Source organism: Micromonospora endolithica (genome assembly GCF_003626595.1).
Classification (GTDB): domain Bacteria; phylum Actinomycetota; class Actinomycetes; order Mycobacteriales; family Micromonosporaceae; genus Micromonospora; species Micromonospora endolithica.
In genome coordinates this window covers 1-14,735 of record NZ_RBAK01000025.1, presented here as the reverse complement: position 1 = coordinate 14,735, position 14,735 = coordinate 1, and the positions used below count along the sequence as shown (strand labels likewise).

The window sequence follows — 14,735 nt, the reverse complement described above, 5'->3', positions numbered from 1 at the left end:
TTTATGGTCTGCTCGGGACGTGCTGCTTTGGCCCTGCTCATTGGACCATCATGTCAAGCAGGGTGAGCGGGACACGTACCGACCGAAGGAGCCCCGTGACCATCGCCTTCCTGGTGACCACCCTCGTCGTGGTCCTCACTCCCGGCGCCGGGGTGATCTTCACCCTCTCCGCCGCCCTGACCGGTGGCCGGCGCGCCGCCCTGGTCGCCGCGTTCGGCTGCACGGTGAGCATCGTGCCGCACCTGCTCGCGGCGACGACCGGGCTGGCCGCGTTGCTGCACTCCAGCGCGGTCGCCTTCGGGCTGCTGAAGTACCTCGGGGTGGCGTACCTGCTGCTCTGGCTGGCGGTGGCGACGCTGCGCGACCGGGGGTCGCTCGTGGTGGCCGACGGCCCGCCGCCGGCGTCGGCGACCCGGGTGTTCACCTCGGCGGTGCTGCTGAACCTGCTCAACCCGAAGGTCACCGTCTTCTTCGTCGCGTTCCTGCCGCAGTTCGTCGCGCCGGGCCGGCCGGGCGCGGTACCCGCGATGATCGGGCTCGGCGGGGTGTTCATGCTGACCACCCTGGTCGCGTTCGCGGTCTACGGGCTCTGCGCGGCGGCGGTGCGCCGGCACGTGCTGGACCGGCCGGCGGTCACCGACTGGCTGCGCCGGGGCTTCGCCGGCTCGTTCCTCGCCCTCGGCCTGCTGCTCGCCCGCGCCGAGGCGTGAGCGCACTACCCGCCCGTTCCGAAAGCGACCGCCCCGAACCGGGGCCACCGAAAGGACACCGACCGTGTACCTCCAGCACTCCGACCGCCTCCGCGCCGCGCATCCGACCCTCGTCGCCGGCGTCCTGTACGCCGAGGGTGTCGGCGGCGCACCGCGGGTCGACCTGCCGCTGGCCGACCTGCGTGACGAGGCCCGCAAGCGGCTGACCGGCGGCAGCGAGGCGGGCCTGCCGCAGATCCAGGCGTGGCGGCGCGCCTTCACCCGGATGGGGCTCGCGCCGACCCGCTACCGGTGCGCCGCCGAGTCCCTGCTGCGCCGGTTGCGCACCGCCGGTGACCTGCCCGCGGTGCATCCGCTGGTCGACCTCGGCAACGCGCTGTCGGTGGCGTACGCGATCCCGGTCGGGATCTTCGACGCCGACCTGATCGGTGACGGCCTGGTGGTGCGGCACGCCCGGGGTGACGAGCGGTACCTGACCTTCGGCGGCGCCGAGGAGCACCCCGATCCGGACGAGGTGGTCTTCGCCGACGACCAGGGGCGGGCACACGCCCGCCGGTGGACCAACCGGCAGAGCGGCTGGTCCGCGGTCCGGGACGACACCACGCGGATCCTTATCGTGGTGGAGGCGCTGCACGACCGCGCGGACCGCGACGTGCCGGCCCTGCTCGACGACCTGACCGACGCGCTTCAACGGGGTTGGGGCGCCGGGTCCCGGACGGCGGTGCTGACCGCCGCCCGGCCCCGGTTCGAGGTCTGAGCGGTCAGCCGGTCCCGTCCACCGGGAGGAACCGGTAGCCGGGCACGGTCTCGCCGAACCAGCCGTTGACGCTGCTCAGGCCCCGCTCGTTGAGCTGCGCGTCGTGGATCGGGAACGTCCGGCGCGCGCCGACCGCGACGGCGAAGTCGATCGCCTCGGTGAGCTTCAGCCAGGACGCCTGCGCGGGCACCAGCAGGGTGTCCACCGGCCGGTCCGGCCGGTGCAGCGAGTCCCCCGGGTGGTATACCGCGTCCGCGACCAGGTAGCCGAGGTTGGCGCAGTCGGGCTGCCCGCCGTGGATGGTGGCGTGCCGGCCGCCGAACGCGGTCACCGCCATGCCGGCGGCGGTGAACGTCTGCCCGGCCCGCACCTCGCTCACCGGCAACCGGACCGGACCGGGCAGGCGCGCGCCGCGCGGCACGAACACCGGCACGCCGAGGCCGGCCAGCCGCAGCACGTCCACGTGGTCGGTGTGCTCGTGGGTGACCAGCACGGCGTCCGCGCCGGCCAGCGCCCGCGGTTCGCTCCAGGTGCCGGGATCGACCACGAGCACGCCGCCGTCGTGCTCGAGACGGACGCACGAGTGGGTGAACTTGGTGATCAGCACCCGCCGAAAGTACGCGCCGACGCCCGGGCCGCGCCGCCCCGCGCGAGGCGGATCAGTCGTGGCCGGCGTGTCCGGTGGGCGGGCGGCCCGGCGACTGTCCGGGGGCGACCACCACGAACTGGCCCATCATCCCGTTGTCCTCGTGCCAGAGCAGGTGGCAGTGGTACATGTAGGGCACGTCGGGATCACTGTGGTCGGTGAAGCGCAGCGCGATCCGTACCGGTTGCCGGGGCGCCAGGTAGACGGTGTCCTTGTCGCCGCTCAGTTCCGGCGGTGGGGCCGCGCCGCCGACCGACAGCACCTGGAACTGGGTGTCGTGGACGTGGAAGTTGTGCGGGGTGCCGTCGACGTTCTCCACCTCCCACACCTCGGTGGTGTCCCGGGTGACCGCGAAGTCGATCCGGTCCAGCCGCATCGAGCGGCCGTTGACGCCCCGGCCGAGGAATTCCAGCCGCCGGGTGGTGACGGCCGAGGCCGGGTCGAGCCGGTCGGCGGGCACCAGGTCGACGGGCACCTCCGGCGACGGCGCGAGGGTGTCGGCGGCCCGCAGTTGGAGCACGTCGAAGCGGTCCCGGCCACCGGCGAAGCGGGCCGCCAGCGCCCCCGCGCCCAGGTCCGGGCCGTCGCTGCGCAGGGTGACCCGCTCCCCCGGCCGGACGGTCACCACGATCTCGGCCCGCTCGCCGGGCGAGAGCCGCAGCCGGTCCAGCCGGGCGGTACGCGGCAGCAACCCGCCGTCGCCGGCGATCATGTCGAAGGGCCGGCCGTCGGAGAACCCGAAGGAGTAGACCCGCGCGGTGGAGGCGTTGAGCAGCCGCAGCCGGACCCGGGACGTGGTGACGTCCAGATAGGGACCCAGTGTGCCGTTGACCAGCAGCGTGTCACCGAGCACGCCGATGCTGGAGATCGAGTTCCGGGTCTTGGTGAACTGGCCGGCGCGGGTGAACGAGCGGTCCTGCACGATCACCGGCACGTCGTCCACGCCGTAGCGGCGGGGCAGCGGCAGAGCCGCCTCCCGGTCGTCGCCGAGCAGGAACATGCCGGCCAGGCCCCGGTAGACGTGCTCCTCGGTCCTGCCGTGCGGGTGCGGGTGGTACCAGAGGGTCGCGGCCGGTTGGTCCACCGTCCAGGTCGGCGACCAGGTGGCGCCCGGACGGATCATCTGGTGCGGACCGCCGTCGGACCGGGCCGGCAGGTGCATGCCGTGCCAGTGCACGCTGGTCGTCTCGCCGAGCCGGTTGACGACGTTCACCGCGACCCGCTCGCCGCGCTTCGCCCGCAGCGTCGGGCCGAGGTAGTCGCCGTCGAACCCGGCGGTCCGGGTGGTCCGGCCGTCGCCGTGGAAGTCGCGCTGCCCGTCGCGGGCGAGCAGGTCGAACACCCGCCGGCCCTGCCCGTCGATCCGGGAGGGCGCCAGCGGCGGTACGGCCAGCGGCCGGACGAAGTCCACCTCGCCGACGGTGTCGTTGCCGGGCCGGGTGAAGACCCAGGCGCCTGCGGCGACCCCGCCCGCGCACAGGACGAGGACGACGGCGAGCACGCCGAGGAGCAGTCGGACGAGGGGTCGGCGTCGGGTCGCCACGGTGGTACCTCCGGTGTGGGTCGGTACCAGTAGCCTCCCTTCCTATCCGGTCCGGCGGCCAGGGCGGCGCGGTGGTTTCCGGGGCCGCTCCGGGATCACCCGTACGCCGGCTGCGGGCAAGGACTCCCCAGGGGGTACGGGGACACCCGGGTGGCCGGTGGGCGGACCCGCGTCACGAGCCGTCGCGCAGGTCGCCGAGGCGCTCACCGGCGAAGTGGATGTCGTCGAAGGTGACCGCGCAGCCGTCGCCGGTCGGCGACTGCGCCTCGAACCCGACCGAGCAGGGCGCGCCGCCGCCGTCGAGGGCGAAGAAGCGGATCATCCGCCAGGTCGTCCCGTCCACCGAGGCGTGGTAGGCGAAGGCGCGGCCGATCCGGCTGACCCGCAGCCACACCGTACGGCCGTCGACGACGAAGGCGTTGGCGTCGTCGGCCACCCCTCGGGCGATCACCGAGACGATCATCGGCTCGCCGTCGGGGGACAGCTCGAAGCAGAGCTTGCCCCAGTGGCGCTCGTCGAACCACAGCAGCAGCACGCCGGCGTCGAAGCTCGCCGCGAACTCCACGGTGACCCGCGCGCTGAACTGGAAGTCACCGGTCGGGGGTACGCCCAGCAGGGTCGGCGCGTTGAGCGTCGACCCGGCGTCGTGCTGGTCGTCCGCCCCCGGGTCGATGAAGATGTCGCTGCGCGGTGCCGCCACGGCGGTCACCGTGGGCGACGTCGCGGAGACCGTCCACGCCTGCTCGGCGGACGGGGTGAGTGGGAACGGCAGGCCCGGCACGGTCCAGGCGTGGGTCATGTCGTCTCCGTCGGTCGTCGAGATGGTCGGGACGGCGCGGCCCGCTCAGGCCGGCTCGACGCGGTTCACCGCGACGGCCTGGGTCAGCTCCGGGTCCGTGCAGGACGCGGGCATCGGCGTGACGGCCCCCCGCACGGTGACCCGGCTGCCGGGGCGCAGGGCCGCCACCGGGTCGCCGGTCAGCGCCCAGCGCCGCGCACCGACCACCAGCACGGTGCACTCCCCGGCGCGCTCGACCGTGCCGGTCAGGGTCCGGTTGCCGAACGGCAGCGGGCCGGGCACCTCGCCGGCCGTGGTCGGCGGCGCGCCGGGCGGCCCGCCGGTTGCCTCCGGCGGGACCGTCGAGGCGGCCGGGGGCGGCGGAACGGAGACCGGCGGCGACCCGGTCGACCCGGCCGAGGGCGGCACCACGGGCCCTGACCCGGACGGAGGCGGCGAGGTGCCGGGCGACGACTCGGAGCGCTGCGGCGCCGAGGAGCAGGCGGTCAGCCAGCAGAGCAGGCCGATGGCGGCCAGCAGGAGCGGAACCCGACGCATCGCGACACCTCCGTCCCGTTCCGACGGACGGGAACGCCCGCCGGTTCCCGTCTGTCCGTGCACCGTACTACTAGAGCCGGTAGAAGCCCCGGTAGCGGCGGAACAGCCGCCACTGGACGACCACCGCCGCCACGGTCAGCAGGATCATCACCAGCGTCGCCGCCGCCGCGTAGCCGTAGCGGAGGTACTCGAAGCCGGTCTGGTAGACGAACAGTGACAGGTAGGTGGTGGAGTACGGCGGCGGTCCCCCGTCGGTCACCACGAACGCCGGCACGAAGGTGAAGTGCAGGCTGGCCACCACGTCGCGGACCGCGAGCAGGGCCAGCACCGGCGCCATCAGCGGCAGCGTGATCCGGCGGAACACGTCCCAGCCGGTGGCGTCCTCCAGGGCGGCCATCTCGTACACGTCGCGGGGCAGCGACCGGCGGGCCGCCAGCAACACCACGAAGGTCTCCCCCATGGTGAACAGGCTCATCAGGATGATCGCCGCGCGGGCGTCGGTCGGGTCGGTGAGCCACTGCGGCGGCGTACGGCCCAGCACGGTCAGGCCGTTCTCGCCGCCGGTGCGCAGCAACTGGTTGATCGGCCCGTACAGCGGGTTGAACAACCAGAGCCAGAGCAGGCCGTACGCGATCTCCGGCACCGCGGTGGGCAGCAGGGCCGCACCACGGGCACTGCCCACACCGAGGGCGCGGCGGTGCAGCAGCAGCGCCAGCCCCAGCGCGACGAGCACCCGCAGCGGCACCGCGACCAGCGCGAACACCAGCGAGTTGACCAGCGCCACCCGGAAGATCGGATCGTCGGTCAGGGCGGTGAGGTTGTCCAGGCCCACCCAGGTCGGCGGGCGCAACAGGTCGTACTCGGTGAATGCCAGCCCGAGCGTGACCAGCGCCGGCAGGAGCACCAACCCGACCAGACCCACCAGGTACGGCGTGAGCATCAGCGCCAACTGGCGGCGGGAACGGGCGTCCGGCCGCACACTCATGGGCGGTACCTCAGGCCGGTGGCGGCGTGGAAGACGTGCGTGTCCGCCCAGCGCACGCCGACGCGTACCGAGTCGTCGCGGTGCGGACGGCGGACGGCCGGGACCCGGGCGACCACCGGCTCCCCGCCGGCGAGGGTGAGGTACGCGTAGGCGTCCTCGCCGACCACCTCCACCCGGTCCACGGTGGCCGGGGCGCCGTCGGCCGCGTCCAGGGTGACCGCCTCCGGCCGGAACCCGATCTCCAGCCGGCCGGTGTCGGTGACCAGGGCACCGGGTGGGCTGTCGCCGCGGGGGCGCACCGGGCCGTCGGCGGGCAGCAGGTTCATCGCCGGGGAGCCGACGAAACGGGCGACGAAACGGGTCGCCGGGGTACGCCAGATCTCGTCCGGCGTGCCGACCTGCTCGACCCGCCCGTCGCGGAGCACCGCGATCCGGTCGGCGAGCACCAGCGCCTCGGTCTGGTCGTGCGTGACGTGCACCATGGTGGCGCCCAGCCGGTCGTGCAGGGCGCGCAGCTCGGCCCGCATCTCCACCCGCAGCGCGAGGTCCAGGTTGGACAGCGGCTCGTCGAGGAGGAAGACGTCCGGCTCGCGGACCAGGGCACGGGCCAGCGCCACCCGCTGCCGCTCCCCACCGGAGAGCTGCCCGGGGCGACGGTCCAGCAGGGCGGCGCAGCCGACCGACTCGGCCGCCGCGCGGGCCCGCTCCCGGGCGGTCCGGCGGGGCACGTCGCGCACCTCCAGGCCGAAGGCGATGTTCTCCGCGACGCTCAGGTGCGGGAACAGCGCGTACGACTGGAAGACCATCGACACGTTGCGCCGGCCGGGGCGACTGCCGGTCACGTCCCGCCCGGCGATGCGGACCCGGCCGCCGGTGACCGGTTCCAGGCCGGCGACCACCCGCAGCACCGTCGACTTGCCCGCCCCGGACGGGCCGAGCACGACCAGCAGCTCCCCCCGGTCGACGGTCAGGTCGACCTCGTGCAGCACCGGGGTGCCCCGGTAGGCGGCGGAGACGCCGTCCAGGACCAGGCCGCCCGGATCGGGCCCGCTCACCCGTTCTCGCCGCGCGCGAACAACGGCCGGGTCTGCTGGTCGAGATCCCGCACGACGTCGTCAAGTTTGTCGCCCCGGTGCATCGCGTTCTCCAGGATGCCGTAGGTCAGGTCCTCGATCTCCGGCCAGGTGGACACCGTCGGCAGTGCCCGCACCGTCGGGATGGCGTCGAGGAACACCTTCGCGCTGCGCGGCGGCTGCGCCGGGCCGAGGAACACCGGCGACTGCGACACGGCGATGTGCGACGGCACGGTACGCCCGGTCGCCGCGATGATCTTCTGGCCCTCCTCCCCGATGGCGTACTCGAGGAACCGCCACGCGGCGTCCTTGTTCTTCGCGCCGCGGGTCATGCAGTACGCGTCGGAGTGCAGCACCCCCACCGACTTCTGGTAGACCGGCAGCGGGGCCACGTCCCACTCGAACCCGGTGATGGTGCGGAAGTTGGTGGTGGCCCGCCGCGAGGTCATCAGCATGGCGAGCCGGCCGTTGGCGAAGCGGGACTCGTCGTCCTCGGCCTCCACCTCCTCGTCGGTCGGCACCACCCCGTACGCCTGCCGCAGGTCGACCAGGTTCTTCAGCGCCTCCCGGGCGGCCGGGGTGTCCAGCGTCAGCCGGGTCGGCTTGTCCGGGTCGTCGACGATCTCGCCGCCGTTCGACCAGACGAACGGCGCGAGGCGGATGATCGACGGCTCGACGCCGAGGCCGTGCACGACCGGCCGCTGCGCGGCGCCCTCGCTCTCGGTGCCCTTGATCACCAAGCCGCGGGAGTCGCGGGTCATCGCGGTCGCCGTACCGACCAGGTCGTTCCAGGACCAGCCGGCCTTCGGCTCCGGCACGCCGTAGCGCTGGAAGAGGCTGCGGTTGTAGTAGACCGCCAGGCTGGACACGTTCTGCGGCAGGCAGAGCTGCTTGCCGCCCCACGTGAAGGCGTCCATCGCCACCGGGTAGTAGGCCGCCGGATCGACCACGTCGGAGCCGGCGATCCGCTCGTCCAGCGGCTCGACGACGCCCTTCGCGGCGAACTGGCCGTAGAAGCGGTAGTTCATCAGGAACAGGTCCGGCGGTGCGCCGCCGGCCACCGAGGTCGCCAGCCGGGCCAGCAGGTCCTTGCGGTCGCTGGCCTCGATCAGCTGCACGTCGGCGCCGGGCCGGGCCTTGCCGTACGCGTCGAGCAGCGTCCGGTACGCGGCAAGCTCCTCCGGTGCGCCGAAGACCAGCAGCTTCACCGGGCCGCCCCGGTCGCCGGAGGAGTCGTCGCCGCCGGAGCCGCAGCCGGTGAGCACCAGCACTGCGGACAGCAGCAGGGCGACCAGCGCCTTGGGCCTCATGAACGTCCCCTCGGATCGTCGTCGTGGTGCAGGAAACGGCGCTGGGCGAGCAGGAACACGATCAGTGCCGGCACGGTCGCCACGACGGCGCCGGCCAGGAAGACCGGGAAGTTCGTCGGGTCCAGCACCGACAGCGAACGCAGCGCCAACGGCAGGGTGAACAGGTCACGGTCGTACACGTAGACCAGCGGGTCGAGGAAGTTCGACCAGGTCAGCACGAAGGTGAGCGCGGTGAGCGCGGCGGTGACCGGGCGGACCAGCGGGAGCGCCACCCGCCACCAGGTACGCATCGGCGAGAGGTCCTCCACCAGGCAGGCGTCGTAGAGGTCGGCCGGCAGCGCCCGGAAGGCCAGGTAGTAGACCAGGACGTAGAGCGGCGACGTGCCCAGCAACGCCGGGGCGATCAGCGGCACCAGCGTATCGGTCAGCCCGAGCGTACGGAAGATCGCGAAACGGGGAACCAGCAGCGCGGTGGCCGGCACCATCAGCGCGACGAGGGTGGCCCCGACCACCACGGCGGTGGTGCGGGCGGCGACCCGGGCCAGCGCGAACCCGGCGAGCGAGGCGACCAGCACACTCAACGGGACCGCGACCACCGCCACCAGCAGCGAGTTGAGCGAGGCGCGCAGCAGGCCGCCCAGCTCCAGCGCCTGGACGTAGCCGGTGGTGGACACCGGGTCGGGTACCAGCCGTGGCGTCGGCGACGGCGGTAAGCCGGGCTCGGTGAACGAGCCGGAGACCAGCAGCAGCAGCGGTGGGACGAAGACGAGCAGGACGAAGGCCGCGCCGAGCGTCCGCCAGATCCGTCCGGCGGCCTCGGGCAGCGGTGAGGGGCCGCTCGCGCGGCCCCTCACCCGGTTGGTGCCGATGATGTGTGCCCTACTTCAGCTTCAGCTGCCAGGCGCCGAGACCGTGCGAGGCGGCGTACAGGATCCGCTTGCCCGGCACGATGGTCAGCCCGGCGACCTCGACGTTCGGCATCCCGCCGGCCGCCTTGAGCCAGTTCGTCGAGCCCTTGGCCAGCCGCAGCACACCGAAGTCGGTGGAGGCGTACAGGTCGCCGGTGACGTCGTCGCGGACCAGGTCGGTGATCGGCTGATCGCCGAAGTTGTACGACCGGTCGGTCCACGTCGCCGCCGCGCCGTCCACCTTCACCTCGAACGCGTGGCCGAGGGTGGCCGGCGTGTTCGAGTTGAACCCGCTGTAGGAGACCCACGCCCGGCTCGGGTCGGTCGGGTCGACGTGCACGCTGGTGACGAAGCGGTTCGGCGTGCTGGCGTTGTCGATCCGGGTCCAGGTCACCGCCGAGGCCGGCTCGGCGTCCACGTTGCGGCTGACGAAGACCCGGCCGGTGCTGGTGGCCGCGTACGCGGTGGACGAGTCGCTGGCGACCCGCTCCACCACCGAGACGGCGCCGCCGGCCCGGTCGCCCCACGCGGCGTCGGTGAGCCGGGTGGTGCCCAGCTCCTGCCAGTCGCCGCACTGGGCCTCGAAGGTGCCGGTCCAGCTGTTGCAGATCCGGTTGGCCTCCTCCATGCTCCGGTCGCCCAGGCCGAAGGTCTTGGTGCGGTACGCGGTCCGGGCGGTGCCGGCGAACATCGTGCCGCTGACCTTCGGGTCGCTGATCACCGGGGCGTAGAACAGGGTGCCGGTCTGGCCGAAGATGCCGTCGTAGACCGAGATCCAGCTGCCGATGTCACCGTTGTTGAAGTTGACCTCGGGGGTGGCGTCGTAGAACGTGTGGAACCGGAACTCCGGCTTGGCCACGTCGAAGCCGGACGCGCCGCCGTCACCGATCATGGTGTTGACCCAGCGCTTGCGCTGGCCCTTGTTCTCCCAGGTGCCGTTGTCCTGGGTGCCGCCCTGGAGCAGGTTCACGTCGTGCGGGCTCACCGACAGGCTGATGAACTGCAACGTGGTCATGCCCTTGTTGACGCCGTCCAGCTTCGACGGGATCTTCGAGAGCATCTGCCGGCACCGCTCCAACTGTGCCGGGCCGGTGGCACCGACGAAGTTGCGGTCCGGGTTGTCGCACCAGGCCGAGCGGTCCACGAACTGACCGCTGGAGCGCATGATGCCGCCGTCGTTGGCCTCGAAGAACTGGAACGGGTTGCGCGGGTTGGTGACCAGTGCGTGCTGGTCGGGGTGCAGACCGTTCGGGTGCAGCTCGTCGGTGCCGTCGTAGGTCATGTCGGTGCCGCTGACCCCGGCGTCGGTGGACAGGATGACCGCCCGCTTGTGCGCGACGGTCTCGCCGTAGACGTAGGAGCCGCCGGTGTAGACGATGTCCGGGTGCCCCGCCGGGGTGTGCACGAACACGTCGTACCAGCACTGGCCGGTGCACTGGTTGTAGGTGGCGTAGCCCGGGTCGGCCGGGTTGGAGCTGGTCAGGTCGGTGTAGGTCGGGGTGCCGGCGGCCACGTCGTCGCTGCGGAACAGCCGCGAGTACGGGTTGCCGATGTTGCCCTCGTAGACGTACATCCGGGTCTTGCCGTTGGGCAGCGCGGTCACGTCGATCGCGGCCCGGGTCTGGAACACCGCCGGGTTCAGCGACGCCTTGATCTGCGTCCAGGTGGCGCCGGCGTCCGCCGAGCGCCACACACCCCGGGCGTACGAGGAGGCGTACACGATGTTGGCGTTCTTCGGGTCGAGCTTGACGTAGCGCACGCCGCGCGGGGAGCAGGCGGCGGTGTTGTTGTACTCCGCGGCGCTGCCGGTGCAGTCGGCGGCGTTGGCCGAGCCGTTGTGCAGGAACGACCAGTTCTTGCCGCCGTCGGTGGTCTTGTAGAGACCCCACTTCTCCGCGTCCGGCACCGGGCGGGTGACGCCCGTGCAGCAGGAGCTGGACATGCCGCGCAGCGCGGTGGTGGTGGCGACGTAGATGGTCTTCGGGTCGCCCGGCTTGATGGTGATCTCGCCGAGGCCCTTGCCGGACAGCACGTCCTTGCCGAGCGGGCCGGACCAGGTCAGGCCACCGTTGGTGGACTTGTAGAGGCCGACGCCGGCGACGCAGCCGGAGGCGCAGGTGTTGGCCTCACCGGTGCCGACGTAGATGGTCAGGCCGGTCCGGTCGTTGCGGTCGATCTTCACCGAGCCGGCGGCGTTGATGCCCAGCGGCCCGCCGAGGTAGAACCACTTGGGCTCGGCGGCGAGGATGTTCAGGGTGCCCCAGACGCCGCCGCCGGCCGGCGTGGCGTACGCCCGGCAGAGCAGCTTGGAGCAGTCGGGGCTGACGTCCAGCGAGGTGACCCGGCCACCCGCGACGTACTCGTTGGGCACGTAGTTGAAGGCGTTGCGGTACTCGGTGAACGGGTACAGCGCCTCGCTGGGACCGACGTTGGTCCAGCGCTGGCTGCCGCGGAAACGCTTCTCGGCGGACGAGTAAGCGGACTTCGACCGGTCGACCTGGGCGATGCTGATGGTGTCGGCGGGGTAGGCGCGCTCCAGGAACTCCTGCTGCGCGGCGCTGCCCGGGCCGTCCGGCGACATGCCGTCGCTGCCCGGCACCGCCTGGCGGAGTCGTTCCAGATGGGCGCCGGTCGCGCCGGGCATCTCGCCGTCACCGACGGCGGCGGCGGCCGGCACCTCGGCGCCGGTGAAATGGATTCCGGCGGCACCGGTGGTCGCCACGAGGGCGGCGACCGCTAGTCCTGCGAGGAGATGGCGACGTCTGCGCTTCACGAGGTTCCTCCCGGGTACGCGTCACCACAGCGCGGCGTCCCGGATTGGCGACCGTCGCTGGCTGCGTCCAAGCAGGAGGATGGCAGAGGGCCCGCCGGGGCACAATCCTCTGCGTCGATATCCATTTCTGCATGGCGGAATTTGCATACGTCGAAGTGTTGGCGGCGTGCGCCCCGGTCGGACGCGCGCCCCGACCGGCCGGGGCGCGCGCACCCGGGCCGTCGTAACAGTTGGTGACATTCCGGGTTCACAGTGTCCACCTAGGGTGATCGGCGGCCCGGCCACACGACGGTCGGCGCCAACCGACGGTCCCCACCCGGGGCCCCTACGGAAGGACACACCATGCCCTTCGCCCAGCGGATCGCCGCCCTCACCACGGCGACCCTCGTCGCCACCGGCGCGCTCGCCGCGCCGGCCGCGCACGCCGCCACCCCCCGTCCGGCACCCACCTCCGTGCTGCTGCTCAGCGTCGTGGGGCACACCGACGGCAGCCTGCGCACCGCCGCGCTGCGCTGTGAGCCGGCCGGTGGCGGGCACCCGCACGCCGCGGCGGCCTGCGGCGACGTCGCCGCCGTCGACGGCGACCTCGCCGCCCTGGCGGTCGACCCGGGGCTGTGCACCCTGGAGTACGCCCCGGTGACCGTCCGGGCCGTCGGCCTGTGGCGCGACCACCCGCTGTCGTACGTCGAGACCTTCGACAACCGCTGTCAGCTGCTCCGCGAGACCGGAACGCTGTTCGCCTTCTGATCGTCCGTCGCGCGGCGCCCGCTCCCCCGGACGCCGCGCGACGGCCCCACCTCGCTCTGGCGCGCCCCCGCACGCCGGTGGGACACCCCGACCGGCGGCGGCCCCGGGGGCAGGCAGGACAATGGTGCTCCCCGACCGGCCGCCCAGGTCGGTCCGCAGCCCAGGAGAAACGGTCAGCATGTCGGAAAGCGCCGCGCCCGCTGCCGGTGAACTGCGCGCCGACTGCTCCCGGTGCGCCGGCCTCTGCTGTGTGGCGCCGGCGTTCGCCGCCTCGGCGGACTTCGCCGTCGACAAGCCGGCCGGCCGGCCCTGCCCGAACCTGCGGCCGGACTCCCGCTGCGGCATCCACCCCGAACTGCGCGACCGCGGCTTTCCCGGCTGCACGGTCTTCGACTGCTTCGGAGCCGGGCAGCGGGTCGTGCGGGTGACGTTCGGCGGGCGGGACTGGCGGGACGACCCGGCCACCGGGCAGGCGATGTTCGACAGCTTCGCCGTGGTACGCCCGCTGCACGAGCTGCTCTGGTACCTCACCGAGGCACTGGCCCTGCACCCACCCGCGCCGCTGCGCGCCGACCTCGCCGCCGCGCTCGCCGAGACCGACCTGCTGGCCGGCGGGGACCCGGAAACGTTGCGCGCGCTGGACGTCGACGCCCACCGGGGACGGGTGAACCCCCTGCTGGCGCGGGCCGGCGACCACGCCCGGCAACGCGGCGGCCCGCCCGGGCCGGACCGGCGGGGAGCTGTGCTGCTCGGTGCCGACCTGCGCCGGGTGGACCTGCGCGGGGCGAACCTGCGCGGCGCGCTGCTGGTCGGCGCGGACCTGCGCGGGGTCGTCCTGGCCCGCGCCGACCTGACCGGGGCCGACCTGCGCGGAGCGGACCTGCGCGGGGCCGACCTGTCCGCCGCGCTGTTCCTGCACCAGGCACAGCTCGACGCCGCCCGGGGCGACCGGCACACCGTCCTGCGGTCCACCCACACCCGCCCGACGCACTGGGCTGCGGCCGGTCCGCCTCCCCCGCGTTCGGCCCGGCGCGGAAGATCCACTCGACGTCCGTGACATCGGGGTGTCCCGGCGCCGCGCGACACCCCGATGTGACGAAGCTCGTGTCGACCCTGGTGCCGCCCGCCACGGCGGTCACGTTTCGGCGGCGGGGGCTCGGGTAGGCCGCAGGGACTTCACCGACGGGAGGCACGGGCGTGGGATATCGCGCACGCGATGGTGAGCTGCCGGTCGACCCGGAGCACGCCGAGGACGAGGCCGGTCAGGTCCCGCTGGTCCAGGTCGAGGCGGACACCGAGGTGCCCCCGCCCGACGACACGACGGCCGCGCCCGACCTGGTCACCGAGGACGACGGATCCGGAGTGGCCGGCGGGTCGTCGGGCGGCAGCGGCGGCGGCTCCGGTATGCCCGGTCACCCGGACGCGTCGGGCTGATGCCACCGGTCCTCGTTTGCCACCATCCCCGCGGGGCAGGAGTGCGTCATGACCGATGAGAAGCGTTTCGACCTGGCCGACACCGACGAGCCGGACGGCGCGACCGCGATGGAGGCGTCGCTCCGGCCGCCCGGCGAGTCGCTGCACACGACGGACGACACCGGTGACGACTTCGCCGACGAGCCGGCCGAGGACCGGCGGTCCGCCCGCGAGGTCAGCCGCGCCGGCTACGACGTGGACGACGTCTCCGGCACGGTGGACCCGAACCGCTGACCGCAAGGGCGGGCCGGCCCACCGAGCCGGCCCGCCCCGCATCCGGCCTCACCCCGGCGCAGCGGTGGCACCACCACCCGGTGCGGCGCGGCCGTCCTTCGGCGGGAGGGTGCCGGCGAGTGGTCCGCTCTCCGGGAAGTGGCAGGCGGTCGACTGTGTTCCGCCGTCCCGGGTCGTCAGGGCGGGTTCCTCGGTGGCGCAGATGTCGCGGGCTTTCCAGCAGCGGGTACGGAATCGGCA

Annotated in this window: 15 protein-coding genes and 1 pseudogene; 6 read left to right on the top strand and 10 right to left on the bottom strand. The window is 73.2% G+C overall.

What is annotated here, in order from left to right; translation table 11 throughout:
- Nucleotides 1–95: 95 nt before the first annotated feature.
- Together D7223_RS32020 and D7223_RS32015 are read left to right on the top strand one after the other, a co-directional pair.
- Nucleotides 96–710, top strand: coding sequence for a LysE family translocator (locus D7223_RS32020; protein ID WP_120733377.1), 615 nt, complete (start codon nucleotides 96–98; stop codon nucleotides 708–710).
- A gap of 64 nt (nucleotides 711–774) precedes the next feature.
- Complete coding sequence (locus tag D7223_RS32015; protein WP_120733375.1) at nucleotides 775–1,467, top strand: B3/B4 domain-containing protein; 693 nt, start codon at nucleotides 775–777, stop codon at nucleotides 1,465–1,467.
- A 4-nt stretch (nucleotides 1,468–1,471) separates the two neighbouring features.
- On the opposite strand, the gene D7223_RS32010 is transcribed toward D7223_RS32015, so the two are convergent.
- From D7223_RS32010 to D7223_RS31970, 9 genes are all read right to left on the bottom strand, one after another.
- The gene (locus D7223_RS32010; RefSeq protein WP_120733373.1) at nucleotides 1,472–2,074 is read right to left on the bottom strand and encodes an MBL fold metallo-hydrolase; all 603 of its coding nucleotides are present in this window, start codon (nucleotides 2,072–2,074) and stop codon (nucleotides 1,472–1,474) included.
- A gap of 52 nt (nucleotides 2,075–2,126) precedes the next feature.
- A complete protein-coding gene (locus D7223_RS32005; protein WP_120733370.1) occupies nucleotides 2,127–3,656 on the bottom strand; it encodes a multicopper oxidase family protein in 1,530 nt (509 codons plus the stop codon).
- 172 nt (nucleotides 3,657–3,828) lie between these two features.
- On the bottom strand, nucleotides 3,829–4,455 hold the full coding sequence (locus D7223_RS32000) for a DUF1349 domain-containing protein (RefSeq protein ID WP_120733368.1): 627 nt from the start codon (nucleotides 4,453–4,455) through the stop codon (nucleotides 3,829–3,831).
- 45 nt (nucleotides 4,456–4,500) lie between these two features.
- The gene (locus D7223_RS32930) at nucleotides 4,501–4,992 is read right to left on the bottom strand and encodes a DUF5818 domain-containing protein (RefSeq protein ID WP_158610959.1); all 492 of its coding nucleotides are present in this window, start codon (nucleotides 4,990–4,992) and stop codon (nucleotides 4,501–4,503) included.
- Between the two features lie 70 nt (nucleotides 4,993–5,062).
- Nucleotides 5,063–5,932: a carbohydrate ABC transporter permease gene (locus tag D7223_RS31990; protein WP_120733415.1), complete on the bottom strand. Its 870-nt coding sequence runs from the start codon at nucleotides 5,930–5,932 to the stop codon at nucleotides 5,063–5,065.
- Between the two features lie 41 nt (nucleotides 5,933–5,973).
- Nucleotides 5,974–7,032: an ABC transporter ATP-binding protein gene (locus D7223_RS31985; protein ID WP_120733366.1), complete on the bottom strand. Its 1,059-nt coding sequence runs from the start codon at nucleotides 7,030–7,032 to the stop codon at nucleotides 5,974–5,976.
- Nucleotides 7,029–8,360 carry an ABC transporter substrate-binding protein gene (locus tag D7223_RS31980; protein ID WP_120733365.1) on the bottom strand — a complete coding sequence of 444 codons (1,332 nt, stop codon included), beginning with the start codon at nucleotides 8,358–8,360 and terminating at the stop codon, nucleotides 7,029–7,031. Before D7223_RS31980 ends, D7223_RS31985 begins: the two co-directional genes overlap by 4 nt.
- Nucleotides 8,357–9,214 carry a carbohydrate ABC transporter permease gene (locus tag D7223_RS31975; RefSeq protein WP_120733363.1) on the bottom strand — a complete coding sequence of 286 codons (858 nt, stop codon included), beginning with the start codon at nucleotides 9,212–9,214 and terminating at the stop codon, nucleotides 8,357–8,359. Before D7223_RS31975 ends, D7223_RS31980 begins: the two co-directional genes overlap by 4 nt.
- 25 nt (nucleotides 9,215–9,239) lie before the next feature.
- Nucleotides 9,240–12,041: a beta propeller repeat protein gene (locus D7223_RS31970; RefSeq protein WP_120733361.1), complete on the bottom strand. Its 2,802-nt coding sequence runs from the start codon at nucleotides 12,039–12,041 to the stop codon at nucleotides 9,240–9,242.
- 342 nt (nucleotides 12,042–12,383) lie between these two features.
- Between D7223_RS31970 and D7223_RS31965 the strand changes: the two genes are divergently transcribed.
- From D7223_RS31965 to D7223_RS31950, 4 genes are all read left to right on the top strand, one after another.
- Nucleotides 12,384–12,788, top strand: coding sequence for an SSI family serine proteinase inhibitor (locus tag D7223_RS31965; protein WP_120733359.1), 405 nt, complete (start codon nucleotides 12,384–12,386; stop codon nucleotides 12,786–12,788).
- 178 nt (nucleotides 12,789–12,966) lie between these two features.
- On the top strand, nucleotides 12,967–13,845 hold the full coding sequence (locus D7223_RS31960) for a pentapeptide repeat-containing protein (protein WP_120733357.1): 879 nt from the start codon (nucleotides 12,967–12,969) through the stop codon (nucleotides 13,843–13,845).
- Nucleotides 13,846–13,985: 140 nt separating this feature from the next.
- Nucleotides 13,986–14,222, top strand: coding sequence for a preprotein translocase YidC (locus D7223_RS31955; RefSeq protein WP_120733355.1), 237 nt, complete (start codon nucleotides 13,986–13,988; stop codon nucleotides 14,220–14,222).
- A gap of 48 nt (nucleotides 14,223–14,270) precedes the next feature.
- Nucleotides 14,271–14,495 (top strand): hypothetical protein, encoded by a 225-nt coding sequence (locus D7223_RS31950; RefSeq protein WP_120733353.1) that lies wholly within the window; start codon nucleotides 14,271–14,273, stop codon nucleotides 14,493–14,495.
- 48 nt (nucleotides 14,496–14,543) lie between these two features.
- Here D7223_RS31950 and D7223_RS33840 read toward each other — a convergent pair.
- Nucleotides 14,544–14,735, bottom strand: a pseudogene (locus D7223_RS33840) (dipeptide/oligopeptide/nickel ABC transporter ATP-binding protein); the annotation flags it as partial.

What these genes read in the sequence shown, in the direction of transcription:
- D7223_RS32000 (WP_120733368.1), bottom strand. Translation starts at nt 4,455, where the DNA reads ATGACCCACGCCTGGACCGTGCCGGGCCTGCCGTTCCCACTCACCCCG.
- D7223_RS32930 (WP_158610959.1), bottom strand. Translation starts at nt 4,992, where the DNA reads ATGCGTCGGGTTCCGCTCCTGCTGGCCGCCATCGGCCTGCTCTGCTGG.
- D7223_RS31990 (WP_120733415.1), bottom strand. Translation starts at nt 5,932, where the DNA reads ATGCTCACGCCGTACCTGGTGGGTCTGGTCGGGTTGGTGCTCCTGCCG.
- D7223_RS31980 (WP_120733365.1), bottom strand. Translation starts at nt 8,360, where the DNA reads ATGAGGCCCAAGGCGCTGGTCGCCCTGCTGCTGTCCGCAGTGCTGGTG.
- D7223_RS31965 (WP_120733359.1), top strand. Translation starts at nt 12,384, where the DNA reads ATGCCCTTCGCCCAGCGGATCGCCGCCCTCACCACGGCGACCCTCGTC.
- D7223_RS31960 (WP_120733357.1), top strand. Translation starts at nt 12,967, where the DNA reads ATGTCGGAAAGCGCCGCGCCCGCTGCCGGTGAACTGCGCGCCGACTGC.
- D7223_RS31950 (WP_120733353.1), top strand. Translation starts at nt 14,271, where the DNA reads ATGACCGATGAGAAGCGTTTCGACCTGGCCGACACCGACGAGCCGGAC.